Consider the following 19,727-nt stretch of genomic DNA (forward strand, 5'->3'; position numbering starts at 1 on the left):
AGACACATTTTGACCGATAACCTGCTTGTCATCTAGCTTTCCGCTATTTTATTTTTTTCAAACTATTTATTTTCTTCTATATTGAATGCATTTGTCTTTGAAAAGGTGCAGGCGGTCAAAAGCCGCCTGCTTATGTTTTCGGTATCGTTTCTTTCTCTTCATTAAACCGTTTCGCATCTTCCTTCGGTTTAATCTTGAGGTAGTAAATGATGTAGCAGGCGGCCATAAATGGAACTCCGCAATAAAGACCAATCCGCTGATCCTCAATAAAGAATAAACTGATAAGAACAATGCCAAATGCGATAAAGCCTGCTAATGGCACAAATGGATAGAAAGGCGTTCGGAAGACCAGATCCTTTACATCTCCGCCCTCTTTTATGAATTGTCTCCTAAAGAAGTATTGGGATAAACAAATAGACATCCAAACAACGACAAGCACCATACCCGAAATGGATATGAGCCAGACATATACCGTTTTTGGTGCTACAACACTCGTGAGCAGTGATAGAGCGGATACACCCATTGTCACCAATAAGGCATTGATCGGGATTTTACGTTTGGATAATTTTTTCGTGAAAACAGGTCCTTTCCCGTCTTTTGAAAGCGCCCATAGCATACGTGATGATGCATATAATCCAGAGTTCGCTACAGATAAGACGGCTGTAATGATGATAAAATTCATGATATCTGCAGCGTATGGTATGCCGACCTTGTCCAACACCACAACAAACGGACTATCCACTGCGCCGGCAGTCTGCCATGGAAGAAGCGCTGCAAGAACCGCAATCGATAAAACAAAAAAGACCATCGTCCGCCAAATAATATTCCGAATAGAACGCGGGAGTGTTTTTTCTGGACTTTCACTCTCCCCTGCTGCAATCCCTACAAGCTCTGTTCCTTGGAAGGAGAAATTGACTGTGACCATGGTTAATAAAATCGCAAAAAGACCATTAGGAAAAAGTCCGCCATGATCGGTCAAATGGCGAAATAGGGGGGCAGGTTCCCCACCTTTCAAATGAATCATTCCGAAAATTGCGCCAATTCCAATGATAATAAACAATAAGATCGCAGCAACCTTGATGGCTGAAAACCAAAACTCGGTTTCAGCAAAGCTACGAGCTGAGATGGCATTCACGGCAAATAAAATCACGCTAAATGCAAGACACCAAAGCCAAACAGGGATATCTGGGAACCACCTTTGGAGCAAAATGCCTGCTGACGTAAACTCCAGTCCAATTGTACATGCCCAGCTAAACCAATAAAGCCAGCCGATCATAAAGCCTGTGGATGGACCAATATACTTCGTAGCATACTCCTGAAAGGAACCAGCTGACGGCATCGCCACTGCTAATTCACCAAGACAGAGCATCACCAAATACATGAGCAACCCGCCAATGATAAACGAAAGAATGGCTCCCCCTGGGCCTGCCTGATGAATAATGATTCCTGATCCAAGGAAAAGGCCTGTTCCGATGACCCCACCTAAGGCAATCATAAAGAGATGTCTGCTTTTCATGGAACGCTCTAGTTCATTATGCTGTTCTGGCTTCAAATCCGTTTCCCCACTTTCACTCTTCTATTCATCAACCTTTGACAAAATTCGCCCTTCATTGAAAGAGAAAGGGAGAATTTGAAGGCTTCTCCCTTGATCATTTATGCTTGAAATAACGCTTGGATATGAGCAATTGCCCAATCCAAGTCTTCTTTTGAAATGGTAAGCGGCGGTGCAAATCGAATTACTGTCTCATGGGTTTCTTTGCATAACAGCCCCGCTTGCTTGAGCTTCTCACAATAAGGTCTAGCTGCCTCAGTCAGTTCCACCCCAATAAATAGTCCACGCCCGCGTACTTCCTTAATGACAGGACTTTGAATGCGTGACAGTTTATCTTTGAAATATTGCCCAAGCTCTAATGAGCGCTCGGCAAGCTTCTCGTCGATTAAAACATCTAGTGCAGCAAGTGATACTGCGCACGCAAGAGGATTCCCGCCGAAGGTAGACCCGTGAGACCCTGGATTAAATACACCTAAAATATCACGGTTTGCGACAACACATGAGATCGGGAATACCCCACCGCCAAGTGCTTTACCAAGAATCAGCATATCCGGCTCAATGTCTTCCCAGTCGCATGCAAACATCTTGCCGGTCCGTGCTAATCCCACTTGAATTTCATCTGCGATCAATAACACATGTTCCTTCTCACAGATCGCTTTTGCCTCTTTTATAAAGCCCTCAGGCGGCATGACAATGCCCGCTTCTCCTTGAATCGGTTCAAAGAGAAAAGCTGCTGTTTGCGGAGTGATTGCTTCGCATAACGCTTCAATATCTCCATAAGGGATGAGCTTTATACCTGGGAGCATCGGACCGAAACCTCTTTGATATTCTGCTTCCGAAGAAAGTGACACAGCCGTCATTGTACGACCATGAAAATTCCCGGTACATGCAATGATTTCTGCTCGATTCTCTTCGATTCCCTTGACATCATAGCCCCATCGTCTCGCTGCCTTTATCGCCGTTTCCACAGCCTCGGCACCTGTATTCATCGGCAATGCCATCTCTTTATTCGTTAATTTGCAGATCTTCTCATACCATGGGCCAAGCTGATCATTATGGAAGGCCCTTGATGTGAGTGTCACGCGGTCAGCTTGTGTTTTAAGCGCTTCAATAATGCGGGGATGGCGATGTCCTTGGTTGACTGCAGAATATGCACTGAGCATATCCATGTAGCGGTTGCCCTCAGGATCAGTCACCCACACTCCCTCAGCCTCTGAAATCACAATTGGCAACGGATGATAGTTCGCCGCACCGTATTGTTCTGTTTGATGAATCAATGCTTTTGTCTGTGTCATCTTGTATTCCTCCTTCTATAAGCTTGCCTCTTTTGATTGGGTTCATCTTCACTCTTATGTTATGCAAGGATCATGCCAACTTAGTGATCGCTCTGTGCCTAGGATTGTTCTCACCTTTAACGCAAAATAATTTTGCATATGCAAAATTTTTTAGAAGAAATCGCAAAATTTTTCATGTAAAATAGAGATAATGTCTGGAGGTGGCGCAAGTGAAAAAAGATCAGCATACCGCAAAGTTCGAAAATGAGATTGATCTATATAAACAAATGCTCGATTTAATTGATGTTGGGGTTCACGCCATTGACGAAAATGGCAATACCATTGTTTATAATAAAAAAATGATGGAGATCGAATCTTTAAAACGTTCTGATGTCCTTTATAAAAATGTCTTAGACCTCTTTGTGTTTCAGGACGAGATGCACAGTACACTTGTCCAAGCGCTGCGAACCGGGAAACAGACGGTTCATGCAAAGCAGACGTATCACAACTACAATGGAAAAGAAATCACAACGATTAACCATACATACCCGCTCGTACGAGACGGTTTGATTCAAGGGGCGGTTGAAATTTCGAATGATGTCACGAAACTGGAACGGCTCATTCATCACAATATGAAGAAAAAAGGAAACACACGCTTTACATTTGATTCAATCATTGGGGAGAGTCCTGCCTTTTTAGAAGTGATTGAACATGCGAAACGAGCCACACGTACCTCTTCTTATGTGCTGATTGTTGGTGAGACAGGGACGGGGAAAGAGCTATTTGCACAAAGCATTCATAATGGCAGCAGCCGTTCATCTGGACCATTTATTACGCAGAATTGTGCAGCACTGCCTGATAACCTGATTGAAAGTCTGCTATTTGGAACACAAAAAGGGGCTTTTACAGGGGCAACAGATCAGCCCGGTCTATTCGAACAAGCACAAGGGGGTACACTGCTTTTAGATGAGATCAACTCATTACATCCAGCTCTTCAAGCAAAACTATTGCGCGTCTTGCAAGAGAAACGTGTAAGAAGGTTAGGCAGTACAAAGGAAATCGCCATTGATGTGAGAGTGATTGCTAATATGAATGAGGACCCTGTAGATGCGATCGCAGGTGGACGGATGCGAAAGGATTTATTTTACCGGCTTGGCATTGTCACCTTGTTTATCCCGCCACTCTCTGAGCGAAAAGAAGACATCCCCACATTTGTCATGCATTTTATTCAAAAATATAATGAACTGTTTCAAATGAATGTGAAGGCGGCTGATGAAGAGGTACTTGCCCTGTTCCAAACGTATCATTGGCCGGGCAATGTAAGAGAACTGGAGCATGTGATTGAAGCTGGGATGAATATGATGATGGACGAAACATACTTAAGCATGCATCACCTTCCTTACCATTTCCGTTTCAAGCAAGGAGAAGGACGTCCTAGTGAACACATGCAGATGAGTCCGCTTAATCTATCAGCTGCAGCTGATACGTTTGTCTACACAAGCTCAGATCATACAACTGACTTCCAAACCCAAATGGAACGATTTGAAAAACAATACATCGTCCATTACTTAAATAAAATGGACGACAATATTTCACAGACTGCAAAGATATTGGGCATGAGCAGGCAAAGTTTGCAATATCGAATGAAAAAGCTGCATATTTCTCTTCAATAATAGAGCTGTGCCCTTATGCGGCACAGCTTATTGTATATCTGGCTTTCCTTCTTGTTCTTGCAGCACATCACCAAGAAGTTGTTCTACTTTTTCCAAATGTGTAAGCATCGCCCTCTCCGCTTCTTCTGGCTGCTTGTCCATGACAGCTTGATAAATACGTTCATGGTCTTTGTAAAGCTGACGTATGGACGCTTTTCTTGAAAATAACACGATTTTTCTCGTTTCCCGCATCGTTTCCATTAATAAGGATGAGACCTGATTCATTAACGCCGCCAGTAAATGATTCTTTGAGGCTTTAGCGATGGCAAGATGAAATGTGAGGTCTGCCTCCTCACCAATTTCTTTATGCGCTTCTGCACGCTTCATTTGTTCTAGTGCCTCATGTAGTCGATGGAGGTCCTCGTCTGTCCGCAGCAATGCTGCCTTTTTGACAGCACCTGATTCAATGATTGATCTCACTTCAAGAAGCTGCACGATATCCTGCTGCTTCATCAAAAAAGCAGGAGATAAACAAAATGTGAGCTGCTCAGGATCGAACTGCTTCACATATGTGCCTTCTCCTTGCTTCATCTCTATTAATCCGATCGCTTTCAGAGCGGACAGCGCCTCTCTCACAGCGGAACGGCTGACTTGAAAGTTTTCAGAAAGTGCTTGAACCGAGTCTAATTTTTCGCCCGGAAGAAGCTCCCCCGTTCGAATGGATTCGACTAATGCGTCCGCAATCTCTTCATATATTTTTTTCGTTTTGATTTGTTTATATTTCAATTGGTCTCACCTCATCACTGTTGTCTACCCTATCGGCTCATGCCCTATCTTATACTTTACCCCAAAATTCAGATCACACGTCTTCCCTTTTTTCAATTCTCAAGAAATCTTCTATCACTCTTCCACTCATCAAAAAAGAAGCACGTGCCATTGTTTCTGGCATGTGCTTCTTTTTAATCATATCGCTTCCGCAGCGTAGAAGACGGAAGGTTCATTTGTTCACGATATTTAGCAATGGTTCTGCGAGAGACACGGATACCAAAGGTTTGCTGAAGATGCGTCATGATTTGCTGATCCGAATACGGTTTTTTCTTATTTTCTGATTGAATCAGCTCCGCAATGTGGGTCTTCACTGTGTAGCTGGATGCTTCTTCTAGCGAATGCCCTTCTAGTTTCGCTTGGAAAAACTGTTTCATTTCCATTAATCCGTAAGGGGTCTGCACCATTTTCCCTTTGACTGTTCGACTCACTGTCGACTCATGCACTTGTAATATATCTGCAATCTGCTTCATCGTAAGCGGTTTCATTTTATGCTTCCCTGTCAGGAAGAAATCAGTCTGTTGTAAGATAATCTCACGAACGACATTTGTCATCGTTTGTTTTCTCTGCTTCAGCGCTTGAACAAGCCAATTGTACTGCTGCTGCTTTTCCTTTAAATACGTGTATGCTTCATGCCGCTTTTGATCTTGAATCATAGCGAAATACCCTTCATTCATTTCAATGTCCGGAAAAGCACGCTGGTTCAGCTCGAATGTGATGTGACCTCCCGCAGCTGTAATCAACACATCTGGTTCTATATACACATCCTGGTCTTCATAAGAGAAATGAAGGCCTGGTCTTGGTTCGAGAAGCGACACCTCATCTTGGATGGCCTGCAGGGTTTTCAACGGCATACCTGTTTTAGCTGCGATTTCCTTCCAAGCCTTCCTTGCGAAAAGAAAGAAATGCCCTTCGATGATCAGCTCTGCTTCATACCAGCGATCCTTTTTTCGTCTAAGCTGGAGCAGGATGCATTCTTGCAATGATCTAGCGCCAATACCGGCAGGCTCTAATGATTGAAGCTGATGAAGAACGGCCTCTACTTCTTCTGCTGAAGCCTGTAACACAGCGGCCATTTGGTCAACCGGTTCATTTAAATAGCCATTGGAATCAATGGACTCAATCATGAATTGAAAAATCCTTTGATTCTTTTCACTTAAATTCAAATCAATGGCCTGTCTCTTTAAATACATTTGCAGGCTTTCTTTTTGATGCGTACGATACGGCTCTGTCATTCGATCTTGCATTCTTTTATGATAAACTGGTTGATAGCTGTCCGTGTCTTTCCGCTCAATCAGAGGGTTCTCAAGCGCTAACTGATCAAGATACTCACCCAGCTCTGCACAATTCAGTTGCAGCAGCGTAATCGCCTGCCTGAGTTCTTGTGTGAGTACCTGCTTTAATACTAGTTCTTGTTGCAGTTTAAGGCTCATTGTCTCCCCTCCCTCTCATCATTTTACATGAAGATTGACGGACCGTATATACGAAATAGGAGTGATTTCCATGTCTGAACTTTTTTCCGTTCCATACTTTATTGATAACTTAAAACAGCACATTGCCATGAATCAACATGAAGACAAGATTCATGCCATGAACGCTTATTATCGTTCAGTGGTTTCTACACTTGTGCAGGACCAATTGACGAAAAATGCTGTTGTCTTGAAGCGAATTCAGCATCTCGATGAAGCGTACCAAAAGGTGAAAAAAGAAAGCGAATAAATGGACGAAAAACAACACCCTTTCTCATGATTGCAAAGGGTGTTTTTCATGCAGGAAAAGCTTTTGATCCAGCTTCGATTTGTACATCATCAAAAAGCCGGACCGCCCTACAGTATAAATGATAAAGGCAAACCATAGTCCGTGATTGTGCCATATCGGAATGACTGCCGCCTGAACAGCCACAAACAAAATCATCGCAAACAGCATTGAATTCCTAACAGGAGCAATTTCTGTAGCACCTGTGAATACACCATAAATCACCAAACCAAAGCAAGCAGCAAACGGATAAAGAACGAGCCAATCGGCATATTGCAGTGTCACATCAAGAAGCTGAGGCAAATTTGTAAACAGGCTCAAAATCGGTACTTTAAAGAAAAAGTAACCTGTCGCAATGACACATGCCATTACAACTGCCCATTGTCTCGAAAGGGTTAAAGTTTTATCATAAAGCGCTCGGTCGTTCGCACCTACTGATCTACCGACAAGGATGCTGGACGCATTGGCAAATCCATCGAACAAATAGGCCATGATGTAGTGAATTTGAAATAAAATGGCATTCGCCGCCAATTGCTCCGTTCCGAAAGAAGCTCCCTTTGCTGTAAACATGTTGATCACAACAAGCAGACAGATCGTTCGGATAAATAAGTCTTTATTCACATGAAACATTTTCTTTACTGCACGTGTGTCCATCACCTGCTGGATAGACGGCATCCGAAAACCGTTTGACGTATGCTTCAAGATGATCCAGGCCCCTAACACAAAAGCAGTGAGTTCAGAGATCAATGTCGCCGCTGCCACACCTTTGACGGCAAAAGAAAACGCATGAACTAAGATCAATGCCAAGATCATATTCATGACATTGATCAAAATTTGTAAAGAAAGGGCTTCTTTCATTTTTGCCATCCCCATCAGCCAGCCGAGTATGACGTAATTCATCAAGGTAAATGGCGCTCCCCAGATCCGAATATGAAAATAGTCCGCTGCATATTCGCGCACATCAGCAGCAGGAGAGATGATCCATAATGCGGATTGAATAATGGGCCATTGAAGAGCAATAAAACAAAGCCCCACGATAATAGCCAGCAAAAAAGGCCTTAGAAAAGCAAGAACACCCTGCTCCTCGTTCTGCGCTCCGTTTGCTTGGGCGGCAAAAGCAGATGTACTTACCCGTAAAAAGCCAAACAGCCAGTACAATGTACTAAAAATGAGACTGCCGACTGCGACGCCCCCTATATAAGCGGGGTTGGCAAGCTGGCCAACAACTGCTGTATCGACAGCTCCAAGTAATGGCGTGGTCATCGTTGAAATGGTTAAAGGGATCGCCAAAGCTAAATATGCACGATGGTTCACGATGCCACCTGCCTTTCATGAAAAATAGCCTCTCTTAAAAGAGGCATTGAGGGAATGAAAAAGTTAACGAACCGGCCTACCAATCGTTCGAGACAAAGGGTGGCTGGCGAGCGTTGCCTCCTTCATTTTCAGCACAGCTTCGTGCTCTGATATAAAGAAATCATCCTTCGATTGAAACTGAGCCACAAGCTCACCCTGATCAAGAATCGCTAATTGATCACTTAAATGATAGGCCGCTGTTAAATCATGTGTAATAAATAAGTATGCAAGCTTCAGCTCTTTCTTTAAATCGACTAACAAATCTAAAATGACTGCCTGCGTAACCATATCTAAGCTACTGACTGATTCATCCAGCACAATGAGCTTTGGCTGAAGCACCAGTGCTCTGGCGATGTTGATCCGCTGTAGCTGGCCACCGCTAAATTGGTATGGGTACTTGGACAAATCCTGCTCACTGAGCCCTACTCTTTCTAACCAGTGAATCAGTATATGCTGACGTTTTTTACAGTTCATTGGTTCATAGTTTTCAAGCGGCTCAGATAGAATTTGTTCCACTGTCCATCTTGGATTCACCGCTGAATATGAATCTTGAAATACCGCTTGTACATGTCGGCGGAAATGCTGATGTGTCCGCTGATCTGCACGAATGATATCCTGACCTTCAAACAGAACTTGTCCGCTACTCGGCTTCTCTAGTCCAAGGATGATGCGGCCGAGTGTACTTTTCCCTGCACCACTTTGACCTAATAACCCAAGACAAGTGCCTTCTTCAATGGTCAAATGAACGTTTTTCAGGACAGGGGTTCTCCCTTTTGTCCTCATCAGAAACGATCGGTTGCCATATGAATGACTCACTGCTTTCACTTCTATTAAATGCAACGGTCTTCTCACCTCAAATCGGGCAAACAGCTGGAATGGATGGACGAGCTGCTAAAAGTTTCTTTGTATAATCATGCTTTGGGTGTTCAAAAAGCTCAAGAACTTCAGCCTTTTCAACGATTTTTCCTTGTTTCATCACCACGACCTCGTCTGCCATTTCCGCAATCACACTAAGATCGTGGGTAATGAGCAAAGTCGCCGTTCCGTATTCATGACGAATTTGATTCAAGTGCTCAAGCACCAGCTTCTGATTGTGTACATCTAATGCGGTTGTCGGTTCATCTGCGATGATCAGAGGCGGATGCATACAGGCAGCCATAGCAATCATGACACGCTGGAGCATCCCCCCGCTTAATTCAAAAGGGTACTTACTCAGTAATTGATCTGGATGCGGCAGGTTCATTTTCTCTAAGGCTTTAATTGCCTGGACCCGTGCCTGCCTTTTACTGACAGCTGTATGCCGGCGGATTGTTTCAATCAATTGATGTCCAATTGTCCATACAGGCGTAAAGCTATTCATTGGATTTTGCATAATATATGAGAGATCTTTGCCACGAATAGACCGCATATGCTGTTCACTTAAACCGATCAATTCTCGACCTTGTAGAGTGATACTGCCAGTCACTTCCGTTGTTTTTCGATCAAGCATGTTTAAGATCGACATACTTGTCACCGTTTTTCCGCATCCGCTCTCACCAATTAATCCAACAATTTGACCGCGCTTTACCTCAAATGCTATTTCTTGAACAAGAGAAATGGTTCCTTGCGGCGTTTTCGTATGCACATGCAGGTTCTCTATGTTTAAAATAGACTCTTCCAACTGACTCATTCCTTTACACACGACGTTTGATGCCATATTTCTCTGAAAGGGCTTCTCCCAGTAAGTTGAATAGAATGACCACAGCCATAATCACAAGACCCGGATAAAGCATCAGCTGAGGATTTGTTTGAATATAAGATTTTCCTTCATGGATCATCGCTCCCCATTCAGGCGTAGGCGGCTGAACCCCTAAGCCTAGAAAAGACATGGCGGAAATGTCCATAATCGCCCAGCCCATTTCAAGTGTGCCCACAACCGCGAGTGGCGGCAGTACATTCGGAATCATATGCTTTCTCATGATATTCCAATGGGAAGTACCACTAATCTTCGCAGCTGCAATAAAGTTTTGTTCTTTTAAACTAAGGACCATCCCTCGAAAGACGCGAGCGTAATACACCCACTGCACAAGCATCAAAGCCAGCACCACTTGAGAAAGCCCTGGTCCAAAAATACCGACTAATCCGAGGATCAGTACCAAATTCGGAAATGCCATGAACCCGTCGCACAATCTCATCAATACGTGATCGATCCAGCCGCCTTTATATCCAGATATCAGCCCTACGATTAAACCGATAGATAGAGAGGAAACAAATATTAACAACGCACAGCCTAGTGAAATACGAGCACCATATAGAATACGAGATAAATTGCATCTTCCCAATTGATCGGTGCCTAGAGGATACTCCCATGAAGATCCCTTTAGTTTCATTGCAAGATTAACAGCCGCCGGGTCATGCGGAGCGATCCATGGTGCACATATCGTCACAATGAGCAGGAGACCGAGCAGCACCACACAGATCGAGATCATCTTTTGATGATAGAAGAGGTGTTTTACTTTTGTCATCATGGCTGGCGGCCTTCCTTTCTAGAAATACGGGGGTCAATGAGCAGCTGAAGAAGATCCACTATCAAACTGCTTAAGATAAAGATACACGCCGCCATCAACACATAAAATTGAATGACCGGCAGATCCCGGTTAAAGATCGCTTCAATAAAAAATCGTCCAAATCCAGGCCATGAAAAAACAGCCTCTACAATAATAGTCCCTGTGAGCAGCTTGCCAAGATTCACGCCAAGTCCTGTCAGCATCGGTGATATCGCCATTCTGAAGACATGTTTGAACATAATCGATTGTTCCTTTAACCCTCTCATTCTCGCATATTGAACAAAAGGCTCGTGAAGCGTCTCACTCACACTCGCTCGCAATAATCTCGTATACATCGCAATTAACGGCACAGCCAGTGTAATGGATGGCAGTACAAGATGTTCCCATGTACCAACACCTTCAACAGGTAAAAGATCGAGTTTCACTGAAAAAAAGAAGATGAGCAAATACCCCAAAACAAAGGTCGGGATAGATGCTCCTAGGAAAGAAATCATCCGGCTCACATGATCTACAACGCCATTTTTTCTCACCCCGCTGAAAAAGCCCAGTGGAATACTGACACAAATTGCGATCAGCAGACTAGTGAACGCCAATTGAATCGTCGCAGGTATTCGATAGATCACCTCATCAAGCACAGGCTGATTGGTCATATACGACCGCCCAAAATCAAGACGGACGACTTTTTCAATCGTATGAAGGTACTGCACGTAAAAAGGTTCATCTAAACCAAATTCACTTCGTTTTTGGGCTAATACCTCATCAGTAGGCTGAATATGAGCCGCTGCTAAATATGCCTCCGCTGGATCAACTGGTGACAGATGAATCATGCCAGTTGTGAACAGTGTGGCTAGTAGAAATACAGGAATGATAGATAACATTCGTTTGATGATATAGCGGCTCATTTGCTTACCTTCCTTCTGTTACTTCAGCTTGATGCCTGTGAAAGGATGTTCATCTCGATTCGCAGGGAAATCAAAGTCCTTCACATCTTTTTGATAAACAGCTGTCTTTTTAAAATAAGAGATTGGCACAATCGCCCCTTGATCTTGCAAGGAAGATAAGACGGACGAATAAAGTGCTTTGCGTTTGTTTTCATTTGTTGTCGATGGAATCTCCGTCATTTCTTTGATCAGCTTATCTTTATTCGGATACGCTGAGATCGCCTCTTTGAATCCAAAACCATCTGATGAGACAACGTTCATAAATGTATGCGGATCATACGGCGCTCCGTAATTGCTAAAGAAGTTCATATCAAATTTGTTCGCTTTAAACCGCTGAACCTGCGTCGCCAGCTCGACACCTTCAAGTTTGACGCCGACCCCAATGGCTGCCCATTCTGCCTGCAGTGTTTCAGCCATTGTTTTTTGAATCGATTCTGCTGAGTCATACATCATACTAAACTCAAGCGTTTTTCCGTCTTTTTCGCGTATGGTTTTTCCTTTCGGAAGCGTCCAGCCCGCTTCATCCAGTAAAGCCTTCGCTTTGTCCACATCATACTGGAAAGATTTCACCCGGATGCCTGACGTATATGGCATGTTTGTCGGCAAGATGTGATCTGCTACATCCTCTAAGCCAGAGGTCACACCTTCCACCAATGATGTTTTATTGATCGCATACTGAAGGGCGTGACGCACTTTCTCATCTGACAGCTGATCGACTTTTGTGTTCATGACAAGCTGTCTTGTGGCTACAGGCTCTGACATCTTCGTTTCATACTTGCCGCTCGCCTCTAGTTGTTTAAAAGCATCAAGGCTAATCGTTCCTTCTCCATAAAGTAAATCTACATCGCCTTTTTCAAATGCCATCACTCTTGTTTCGGCATCTGGAATGACCTTCACTTTGATTTCTTTGACCTTTGGTTTCTCTCCCCAGTAGTGGTCATTTCGTTCAAAAATTGCGTAATCATCTTTTTTGTACGTCTTTAATACCCAAGGACCTGTCCCCACTGGTTTTTCAATTCCTTTTGACGTATCTCCGTTTTTCGGAAAACCTGCTTCGCCTAGGAAACGAACGGGGCGCACAACAGCTAACTCTTGAACAGTTGGATAATAAGGCTCAGTTAATGTGAGTTTAAACGTTTGCTTGTCCACTGCTTCTGTCTTTTTAATTTTCTTTATGACACCTAACCAGCTATGTACTTCTTTGTTTTTTAAAATCTTATCAAAATTCTTTTTCACAATGTTCGCATTAAATTTAGATCCATCTGAGAATGTGACATTGTCTCTAAGATGGAACGTATACACCTTGCCATCCTTTGAAACATCCCATGATTTTGCCAATTCAGGTTTAAGTTTTCCATTTTTTTGATAGCTCACCAATGGTTCGTAAATCATGGATTGGGCAAACAATTGTGATGGATTGTATATGTGCGGATTCATTTCGCCAATATCTCTTGGCCATGCCATGGTGATCGTATCGGGATGATCCTTGTCTCCACCCGCTCCATTATTTGCTTGAGAACAGCCTACTAGTAAGAAGATCAGTAGGATAGGTAATATTTTATTTATTTTAATTTTCGGAAAATTACTCCAAATAGACATAAGTTGCTCCTCCTAATTGATGCTGATAATCATTTTCATTTTAAGGAGGAAGGACTCTGTTGTCAATATCATATTTGAAATGAAATGACAATATATATTCCTTATTATTCCACAAATTAAGGGATTTGTTAAAAAGAGAGGCAGGCTGCTGATGAACGAGCAGCCTATGAGGAGGGTAATGCTTTCTTTTGCAGGGCGTTGTACAGTGTATCAATGACAAGCTCCTGTTCCGCGTCTGTCATGCTTGTACCAGATGGCAGGCAAAGACCTGTCTCAAATAACAACTCAGATGCAGGGACTTCATCGGCTGTTGTATAAAAAGGATAACCATGAAAGAGCGGCTGCTGGTGCAGCGGCTTCCATACACGTCTTGCTTCGATCTGCTTTTGTTCTAAAGAATCTATCATCTCTACTGGAGACATCTGCACATGATGATCAATGGTGAATGTGGTCAGCCAGCGGTTTGATGTGGTTTCTTGATATTCTGGCATAAATTGAAGGCCTTCAATATCGGCTAAAGCATCTTGATAACGCTCGAAAATGCGGCGTTTTTGCTGAACACGCTCCTCTAACACTTCCATTTGTGCAATTCCTACACCTGCGAGCAGGTTGCTCATCCGATAGTTATATCCCTCCTCTTGATGCTCATAGTGTAGGGCATGTTCTCTTGCCTGTGACGCAAGAAATCGGCAGCGGTCGATGGCTGATTCATCATCACTGACAAGCATTCCGCCTCCTGATGTTGTAATGATTTTATTTCCGTTAAAAGAGTACACACCGAACCTGCCCATTGAACCGCTTTTTCTTCCTTTATATATACTGCCTAACGATTCAGCCGCATCTTCAATGATTGGCACATCATATGCCTCACACACCGCTATGATTTCATCCATTTTTGCACTTTGTCCGTATAAATGAACGACAATGACCGCTCGGGGTCTTTTCCCAAGTCGTTTTGTTTCAACAAAGGCTTTCTCTAACGCCAGCGGACACATATTCCATGTCTCTTTTTCTGAATCAATAAAAACAGGCGTCGCTTGTTCATATAAAATAGGATTTGCACTGGCAACAAATGTGAGCGTGGAACAAAAGACCATATCTCCCTTTTGAACGCCAAGGAGTTTTAAGGCAAGGTGAATGGCTGCTGTTCCTGAAGATAATGCTGCTCCTCTCTTCACCCCTGCATAATCCGCGACCACTTGCTCAAATTCATTTACAAGCGGTCCTAATGGTGCAATCCAATTGCTTTTAAATGCCTCCTCTATTTTCTTCTGTTCTTTTCCACTCATATGAGGAGGAGATAAGTAGATTCGTTTCCTGTCTCTCATGATTTCCCACCTTCTCTTCGATCTTTGATCTCAATTGCAGGAACGCCTACGGCGACTTTCTGATCATGTATATCTCGGGTCACTGCCGCTCCTGCGCCGATCACTGCCCAGTTTCCAATGGTTCTGCCAGGTATGACAGCAGCCCCAGCTCCAATATGAGCACCCTCTCGCACAGAGACACAACCGGTGAGCACGGCTCCCGGGGATAGGTGCGTAAAGGATTCAAGAAAGCAATCATGCTCCACGATAGAACCGGTGTTGATAATGGCATGCTCACCAATCACTGCATCTGCTTGCACAACAGCCATTGCCATCACAACCGTTCCCCGGCCAACCTTCGTTGACGAGCTCACAACTGCCTCTGGATGAATCAGTGTGGCAAATGCCCTCTCTTCAAATGCGAGACGTTCTTTGACCCTCTGTCTGATTTCGTTTTGCCCAATGGCAATCAGCCATTGCATATCAGGTATTTCATCTCTTACCTTTTGACTCATAGAAATCGGACCATACAGAATGCCGGTTTGAGTGTCAGCTTCCTCAAATCGATCGTCTAATACCGCACACAATGAGTAATCAGGATGCAAAAAAATCAACTCCTGAATGACCTTACTGTGTCCGCCAGCCCCTATTAAGCCAATGGGCTGCTCTTTACGTATCGGTTCCTTTGAATTTTTCAGCTGTTGCATGATTTGGCTGCTGCACCCCTTCTGTTTTGATGACTTTCAGTAAGGTCATCCATAAGATTTTCATATCGAGCCAAAACGATTGGTGCTCTACATACCAGAGGTCATAGGTGAATTTCTCCTCCCAAGAGAGAGTATTTCTCCCATTCACCTGGGCCCATCCAGTGATACCAGGCTTCACAAGATGACGCTTCGCTTGCTCCTCTGTGTACATTTGTAAATACTCCATTAAAAGCGGTCTTGGTCCAACGAGACTGATTTCCCCTTTGAGTACATTGACAAGCTGCGGCAATTCATCAAGACTGAGCTTGCGAATAAAGGCGCCGGTTTTTGTTAATCGAAGATGGTCTGGAAGCAGTACGCCATGTTCATCGCATTCCTCGGTCATCGTCCGAAATTTATAAAGCATAAACGGCTGTCCGTACAGACCAGGCCGCTCTTGTCGAAACACCACAGGAGCTCCGATTTTCCACCGAATGAGTCCATAGATGAGAAGGAAAAGAGGACTCCCTGCGATGAGCAGTGTCAGTGCCACGACCACATCTATTATTCTTTTCATCATTGCTTCTCCTTTCCACACTAGCGGGAGACAGTTCGTTCAATAGCAGCTTGTTTCACCTTACGCATGAGCTGTATCCGCTCTTGTTTTGTTCCTGCAAATTGATACAAATAACCTAAGTAGAGAACGAAACATATTCCGCCAATACAAAATAGCTCCCACCATCTCGTCACATCATACACAGCCTGAATGCCGGCACAGACCCCCCATATGAACAAAGCCCCAAACAGCGGAACGACTGTATGTTTATAAAAGATGGTACTTTTCTGTTTCGTGATCTTGGCTGTATACAATGGGAGAAAGACGATATTTTTCATCAATAAAACAACGGCCCCTGCTGATGCAATGCCATATAACCCGAGCTGAAGTAGGTGAGTCAGTCCATAGGCGAACAGGACATTGGAACCGCCTAATATGAGTGTCACAACCGCCGGCACTTTAAATCGGTTAAAGGCAGTCGGTACATAGGTCAGCGGTAAAAACATCAACGTGAAACACAAATAAGCCGCATGAATCATCAGCAGCCATTTCAGCTCCTCAAAGGCTGGTCCAAGCCATAACAGCATGAGCGGACCGGCAAGACCTCCTAACAGAGCCGCGGGGAATGCCACAAATAAACCACTCCATTTCATGGCATTGGCGGCGTATTGAATGAGCCCCTGCTCGTCTTGATTTGAATATAATTTTGTGATCGTTGGCGCAAACACAATCGCAAGTGTCCCTGCAAGGGTGCGCAATAATAATGGAAATTGTAAAATGGCGGCATACTGTCCAGTCGCTTCTGCCCCAATCAGTAAGTTGGTCATCAATAAATCGATTTGTAAAAACAACAAAATGCCCATTTGCTCAAATGAATGCCACACCCCTGATCGAACCAGCGTGAGACTTGAAGATAAAGAAACGTACCGCCACTTAAACGAAAACCAAGGAATGAGTTTCTTAAAATAATAGAGACCCATTCCCAAAGCGGCGAAACTCCCCATAACAGCTGCAAGCGGAATATGCCAAATGGCTGGTGTTGTCACGGTAAATAACAGCACAATCACAAGCGCCCTGCCAAACATCTGAATGGCCTGTCCAACACTCGATACATATAATTTGTTCGCATAAAACGGTGCCGCCCCAATACCAGACATGACGAAATTGAGCATAAATAAAAGACCCCCTAACACAAAGGCGATCTGTGTATCTTTTGCAAGATGAGCAGGCACATGGAGCCAGTCAACCAGCTGTTGAGACATGAATAGACAAAGTAAAAAAAGACAGATGGATAAAAAGAGAGAACTGACAAAATAGGAAGCGAGATAGCGCTGCGCTTGTTCCATCTCTCCTTTATGAGCCGCAACAGAAAAAAAACGCACTACCACAGCACTTAATGAAGCCGTAATGACCGATAAATAATTGATCATATTTTGCGTCAGATGAATCAGACCAAACGCTTCCACTCCAAGTGTATGAACAATGTAAGGCGTTAAACAAACAGACATCAGCATCATCAAGATAAACGTCATCACATTTGCACTGACATTGTAAAGAAACGCACGGTTCATGGTGATTTCACGCAGTGTTTAAGGGCCTTCATCCAACTTCCTCTCCCTTTTGTCCGCTTGTTTTCATATGCTGATGAATGGCCTTTTTCACCGCTTCCTCCGTTGGTTCCTTCAAAAGGGTCATAAACGGCAAGTGCGCTACCCATTCATATCCTTCCATGACTTTATGATCAAACGACCTGATGACAACACACGGTGTATGTGTGATCGCACAAAAGATCATGCCATGCAGTCGATCTGTCACGACGACTTGTGCCTGTCTCAACTGCGTCCATAACGTGGATAATTCCTCTAAACGAGTCGTTCGATTCACTCGCTTCCCAATGGTTGTTGTGATAAAACCAACTTGATCATACGTTTCTTTGATATGCTCCTGCAGTTGTTCTCGTTTCTCTTTCGTGAGATATGCCTCCTTATCCTCACGCAGACAAAGCAGCACACCTTTACGGGTTTGACTCTTTGATGTTTCGTCTAATGTCAGGACCATATCAGGCTGTTTCCACACCTCTTTATTAGGAAAATGCTGCTTCATCCATTGATAGGTGGTTTGATCTCTTGCCATCATGAGAAGCCTCGGGTGTTGCTGATATGCTTGAATAGCGCGGCGTTCTTCTCTTTTCCCTCTCTTTGTTTCTGTAAAATGAGCAGTAGCGGGCAGCTGAATGACGGGATAGGACTTAAAGGCGTTCATGATAAATTGTCTTGTCCATTCTTCATATCGATATAAATCGCCCATGTTGCCCCCACCGATGATACAGACAATGTCCTCTGGGTGCCGTGCGTGCTTCAGTGGACGTGCTAGACGATACATCTCCTGCATGTCTACTTCTATGATTTGATAGTCTGGAAAGTGCTTTTGTAAAAAGCAGTAGCTGGCATAGGCAATCGCGTGATCACCTAAGTTGTCATGTGCCGGCAGCAGCGTGAGAATGATTTTCTTCTGATGACGCAGCTCTGGCAGTCTTTGGCGGCTCAACCTATATTGAAGTGGATACTTGACCTTTAAGAGCAGCCACTCTGCGGCATGTGCTTTTAATTGCTGCAATGTCACACTCATCACCCCGATTTTCTCGTTTGATATTCAATCCATTTTTGATAGCTTGAAGCTGCGGCAGAGAGCGGATACACCCACTGCAGCCTAGCAAGGAATAAGATCATTCGCTTTCGAACAGTCAGCTTCGATGGTTCCACTTGTTTCACAGCCTTCCGAAAAGCTTCATGTGTCACCATTTCACGCATATGACCAAGCTTTTTTTGAAAGGACAGGGAATTTTGGCTCTTCCATTCATTGAGCATACAATGCAGCGTATGATTCACGATAAAAAAACAAAAAGCCTTCTCATATGGTGTCAGCTCATCATGCTCTTTTAAAAACAAACGCTGCGCGTCATAAAACGCCAGTCCATGCTGAAAATACTGCTTTTGATATCGCTGGACAATGGATGACAAATGAACCCGGTAATAATAAAGCGGCTCATGAACAAAGGCAATGACACGTGATAAAGAAAAACAGCGCAGCGTGACATATTGATCTTCAATATTCTCAAGCTCACCTCTCAACGGAAAACGGATATGATGCTTTTCGATAAATGCCCGCCGATACAGCTTATTCCATGAGAACCCCGTGATCTCACCATGTAATAACGATTCTATTAAACTTGTCTTATCGGCTTCCTGCTGAGCTAACAGCGTCGTCGGTATGATCCGTTTTGACTGTTCAAACTGAATCCAATATTCACTGACAACAAGATCGGCACCGGTATTTTCGGCTTCTTGATATAAAGCCTCACAGTATTGAGGAGCGAGAACATCGTCTGAATCAACAAAGGCAAGATACGTTCCTGTTGCTTCTTCTATGCCCCTGTTCCTCACCGCTCCCAGCCCTTGATTGATTTGGTGAATCACCCGAAATCGCTCATCACGCGCAGCAAACGCTTCAAGGATGTCTCCACTGTGATCGGTAGATCCATCGTTAATGAGGATGACCTCTATATCTGAAAAGCTTTGGTCTGCAATCGATTGAAGACACTGCTCCACATATTGACTAGTATTATAGACTGCGACCAATAGACTGATAGCTGGCATGACAGCAAGCCCCACCTTTCTTCAA

The 19,727-nt window shown here is 43.8% G+C and carries 18 protein-coding genes; 2 read left to right on the plus strand and 16 right to left on the minus strand.

Annotated elements, in window-relative coordinates; genetic code table 11:
* Nucleotides 1-130: 130 nt before the first annotated feature.
* Complete coding sequence (locus ACNO7B_RS15715; protein ID WP_417901865.1) at nt 131-1,516, minus strand: amino acid permease; 1,386 nt, start codon at nt 1,514-1,516, stop codon at nt 131-133.
* A 137-nt stretch (nt 1,517-1,653) separates the two neighbouring features.
* The gene (locus ACNO7B_RS15720; protein ID WP_417901687.1) at nt 1,654-2,847 is read right to left on the minus strand and encodes an ornithine--oxo-acid transaminase; all 1,194 of its coding nucleotides are present in this window, start codon (nt 2,845-2,847) and stop codon (nt 1,654-1,656) included.
* A gap of 209 nt (nt 2,848-3,056) precedes the next feature.
* Here ACNO7B_RS15720 and ACNO7B_RS15725 point away from each other — a divergent pair, with 209 nt between their 5' ends.
* A complete protein-coding gene (locus tag ACNO7B_RS15725; protein ID WP_082114292.1) occupies nt 3,057-4,499 on the plus strand; it encodes a sigma-54 interaction domain-containing protein in 1,443 nt (480 codons plus the stop codon).
* A gap of 27 nt (nt 4,500-4,526) precedes the next feature.
* On the opposite strand, the gene ACNO7B_RS15730 is transcribed toward ACNO7B_RS15725, so the two are convergent.
* Both ACNO7B_RS15730 and rpoN read right to left on the minus strand, forming a co-directional pair.
* Entirely contained in the window at nt 4,527-5,264 is a 738-nt protein-coding gene (locus tag ACNO7B_RS15730) for a FadR/GntR family transcriptional regulator (RefSeq protein ID WP_410684439.1), read from the minus strand.
* 173 nt (nt 5,265-5,437) lie between these two features.
* The gene (gene rpoN, locus ACNO7B_RS15735) at nt 5,438-6,736 is read right to left on the minus strand and encodes an RNA polymerase factor sigma-54 (RefSeq protein WP_410684437.1); all 1,299 of its coding nucleotides are present in this window, start codon (nt 6,734-6,736) and stop codon (nt 5,438-5,440) included.
* A gap of 70 nt (nt 6,737-6,806) precedes the next feature.
* Here rpoN and yvfG point away from each other — a divergent pair, with 70 nt between their 5' ends.
* The gene (gene yvfG, locus ACNO7B_RS15740) at nt 6,807-7,022 is read left to right on the plus strand and encodes a protein YvfG (RefSeq protein WP_017359206.1); all 216 of its coding nucleotides are present in this window, start codon (nt 6,807-6,809) and stop codon (nt 7,020-7,022) included.
* A 24-nt stretch (nt 7,023-7,046) separates the two neighbouring features.
* On the opposite strand, the gene ACNO7B_RS15745 is transcribed toward yvfG, so the two are convergent.
* From ACNO7B_RS15745 to ACNO7B_RS15800, 12 genes are all read right to left on the minus strand, one after another.
* On the minus strand, nt 7,047-8,372 hold the full coding sequence (locus ACNO7B_RS15745; RefSeq protein WP_076821127.1) for an MATE family efflux transporter: 1,326 nt from the start codon (nt 8,370-8,372) through the stop codon (nt 7,047-7,049).
* Nucleotides 8,373-8,435: 63 nt separating this feature from the next.
* Nucleotides 8,436-9,251: an ABC transporter ATP-binding protein gene (locus ACNO7B_RS15750; protein ID WP_144739579.1), complete on the minus strand. Its 816-nt coding sequence runs from the start codon at nt 9,249-9,251 to the stop codon at nt 8,436-8,438.
* A 13-nt stretch (nt 9,252-9,264) separates the two neighbouring features.
* Nucleotides 9,265-10,080 carry a nickel import ATP-binding protein NikD gene (nikD, locus tag ACNO7B_RS15755; protein WP_410684435.1) on the minus strand — a complete coding sequence of 272 codons (816 nt, stop codon included), beginning with the start codon at nt 10,078-10,080 and terminating at the stop codon, nt 9,265-9,267.
* 4 nt (nt 10,081-10,084) lie between these two features.
* Nucleotides 10,085-10,918 carry a nickel ABC transporter permease subunit NikC gene (gene nikC / locus ACNO7B_RS15760; protein ID WP_410684433.1) on the minus strand — a complete coding sequence of 278 codons (834 nt, stop codon included), beginning with the start codon at nt 10,916-10,918 and terminating at the stop codon, nt 10,085-10,087.
* Complete coding sequence (nikB, locus tag ACNO7B_RS15765; protein WP_410684432.1) at nt 10,915-11,859, minus strand: nickel ABC transporter permease subunit NikB; 945 nt, start codon at nt 11,857-11,859, stop codon at nt 10,915-10,917. The genes nikC and nikB overlap by 4 nt, the downstream gene beginning before the upstream one ends.
* A gap of 18 nt (nt 11,860-11,877) precedes the next feature.
* Nucleotides 11,878-13,497 (minus strand): nickel ABC transporter substrate-binding protein, encoded by a 1,620-nt coding sequence (nikA, locus tag ACNO7B_RS15770; protein WP_417901688.1) that lies wholly within the window; start codon nt 13,495-13,497, stop codon nt 11,878-11,880.
* A gap of 164 nt (nt 13,498-13,661) precedes the next feature.
* Complete coding sequence (locus tag ACNO7B_RS15775) at nt 13,662-14,825, minus strand: DegT/DnrJ/EryC1/StrS family aminotransferase (RefSeq protein WP_410684428.1); 1,164 nt, start codon at nt 14,823-14,825, stop codon at nt 13,662-13,664.
* A complete protein-coding gene (locus ACNO7B_RS15780) occupies nt 14,822-15,511 on the minus strand; it encodes an acetyltransferase (protein ID WP_410684426.1) in 690 nt (229 codons plus the stop codon). Before ACNO7B_RS15780 ends, ACNO7B_RS15775 begins: the two co-directional genes overlap by 4 nt.
* A complete protein-coding gene (locus tag ACNO7B_RS15785; RefSeq protein WP_061420206.1) occupies nt 15,474-16,067 on the minus strand; it encodes a sugar transferase in 594 nt (197 codons plus the stop codon). The genes ACNO7B_RS15780 and ACNO7B_RS15785 overlap by 38 nt, the downstream gene beginning before the upstream one ends.
* Nucleotides 16,068-16,087: 20 nt before the next feature.
* Nucleotides 16,088-17,617 carry an MATE family efflux transporter gene (locus tag ACNO7B_RS15790; RefSeq protein WP_113746965.1) on the minus strand — a complete coding sequence of 510 codons (1,530 nt, stop codon included), beginning with the start codon at nt 17,615-17,617 and terminating at the stop codon, nt 16,088-16,090.
* A gap of 28 nt (nt 17,618-17,645) precedes the next feature.
* Nucleotides 17,646-18,674: a polysaccharide pyruvyl transferase family protein gene (locus ACNO7B_RS15795; RefSeq protein ID WP_410684422.1), complete on the minus strand. Its 1,029-nt coding sequence runs from the start codon at nt 18,672-18,674 to the stop codon at nt 17,646-17,648.
* Nucleotides 18,674-19,702: a glycosyltransferase family 2 protein gene (locus ACNO7B_RS15800; protein ID WP_410684420.1), complete on the minus strand. Its 1,029-nt coding sequence runs from the start codon at nt 19,700-19,702 to the stop codon at nt 18,674-18,676. The genes ACNO7B_RS15795 and ACNO7B_RS15800 overlap by 1 nt, the downstream gene beginning before the upstream one ends.
* Nucleotides 19,703-19,727: the final 25 nt, after the last annotated feature.

It is taken from the genome of Bacillus sp. AK25, from assembly GCF_048270685.1.
GTDB classification, from domain to species: domain Bacteria; phylum Bacillota; class Bacilli; order Bacillales; family Bacillaceae; genus Bacillus; species Bacillus altitudinis.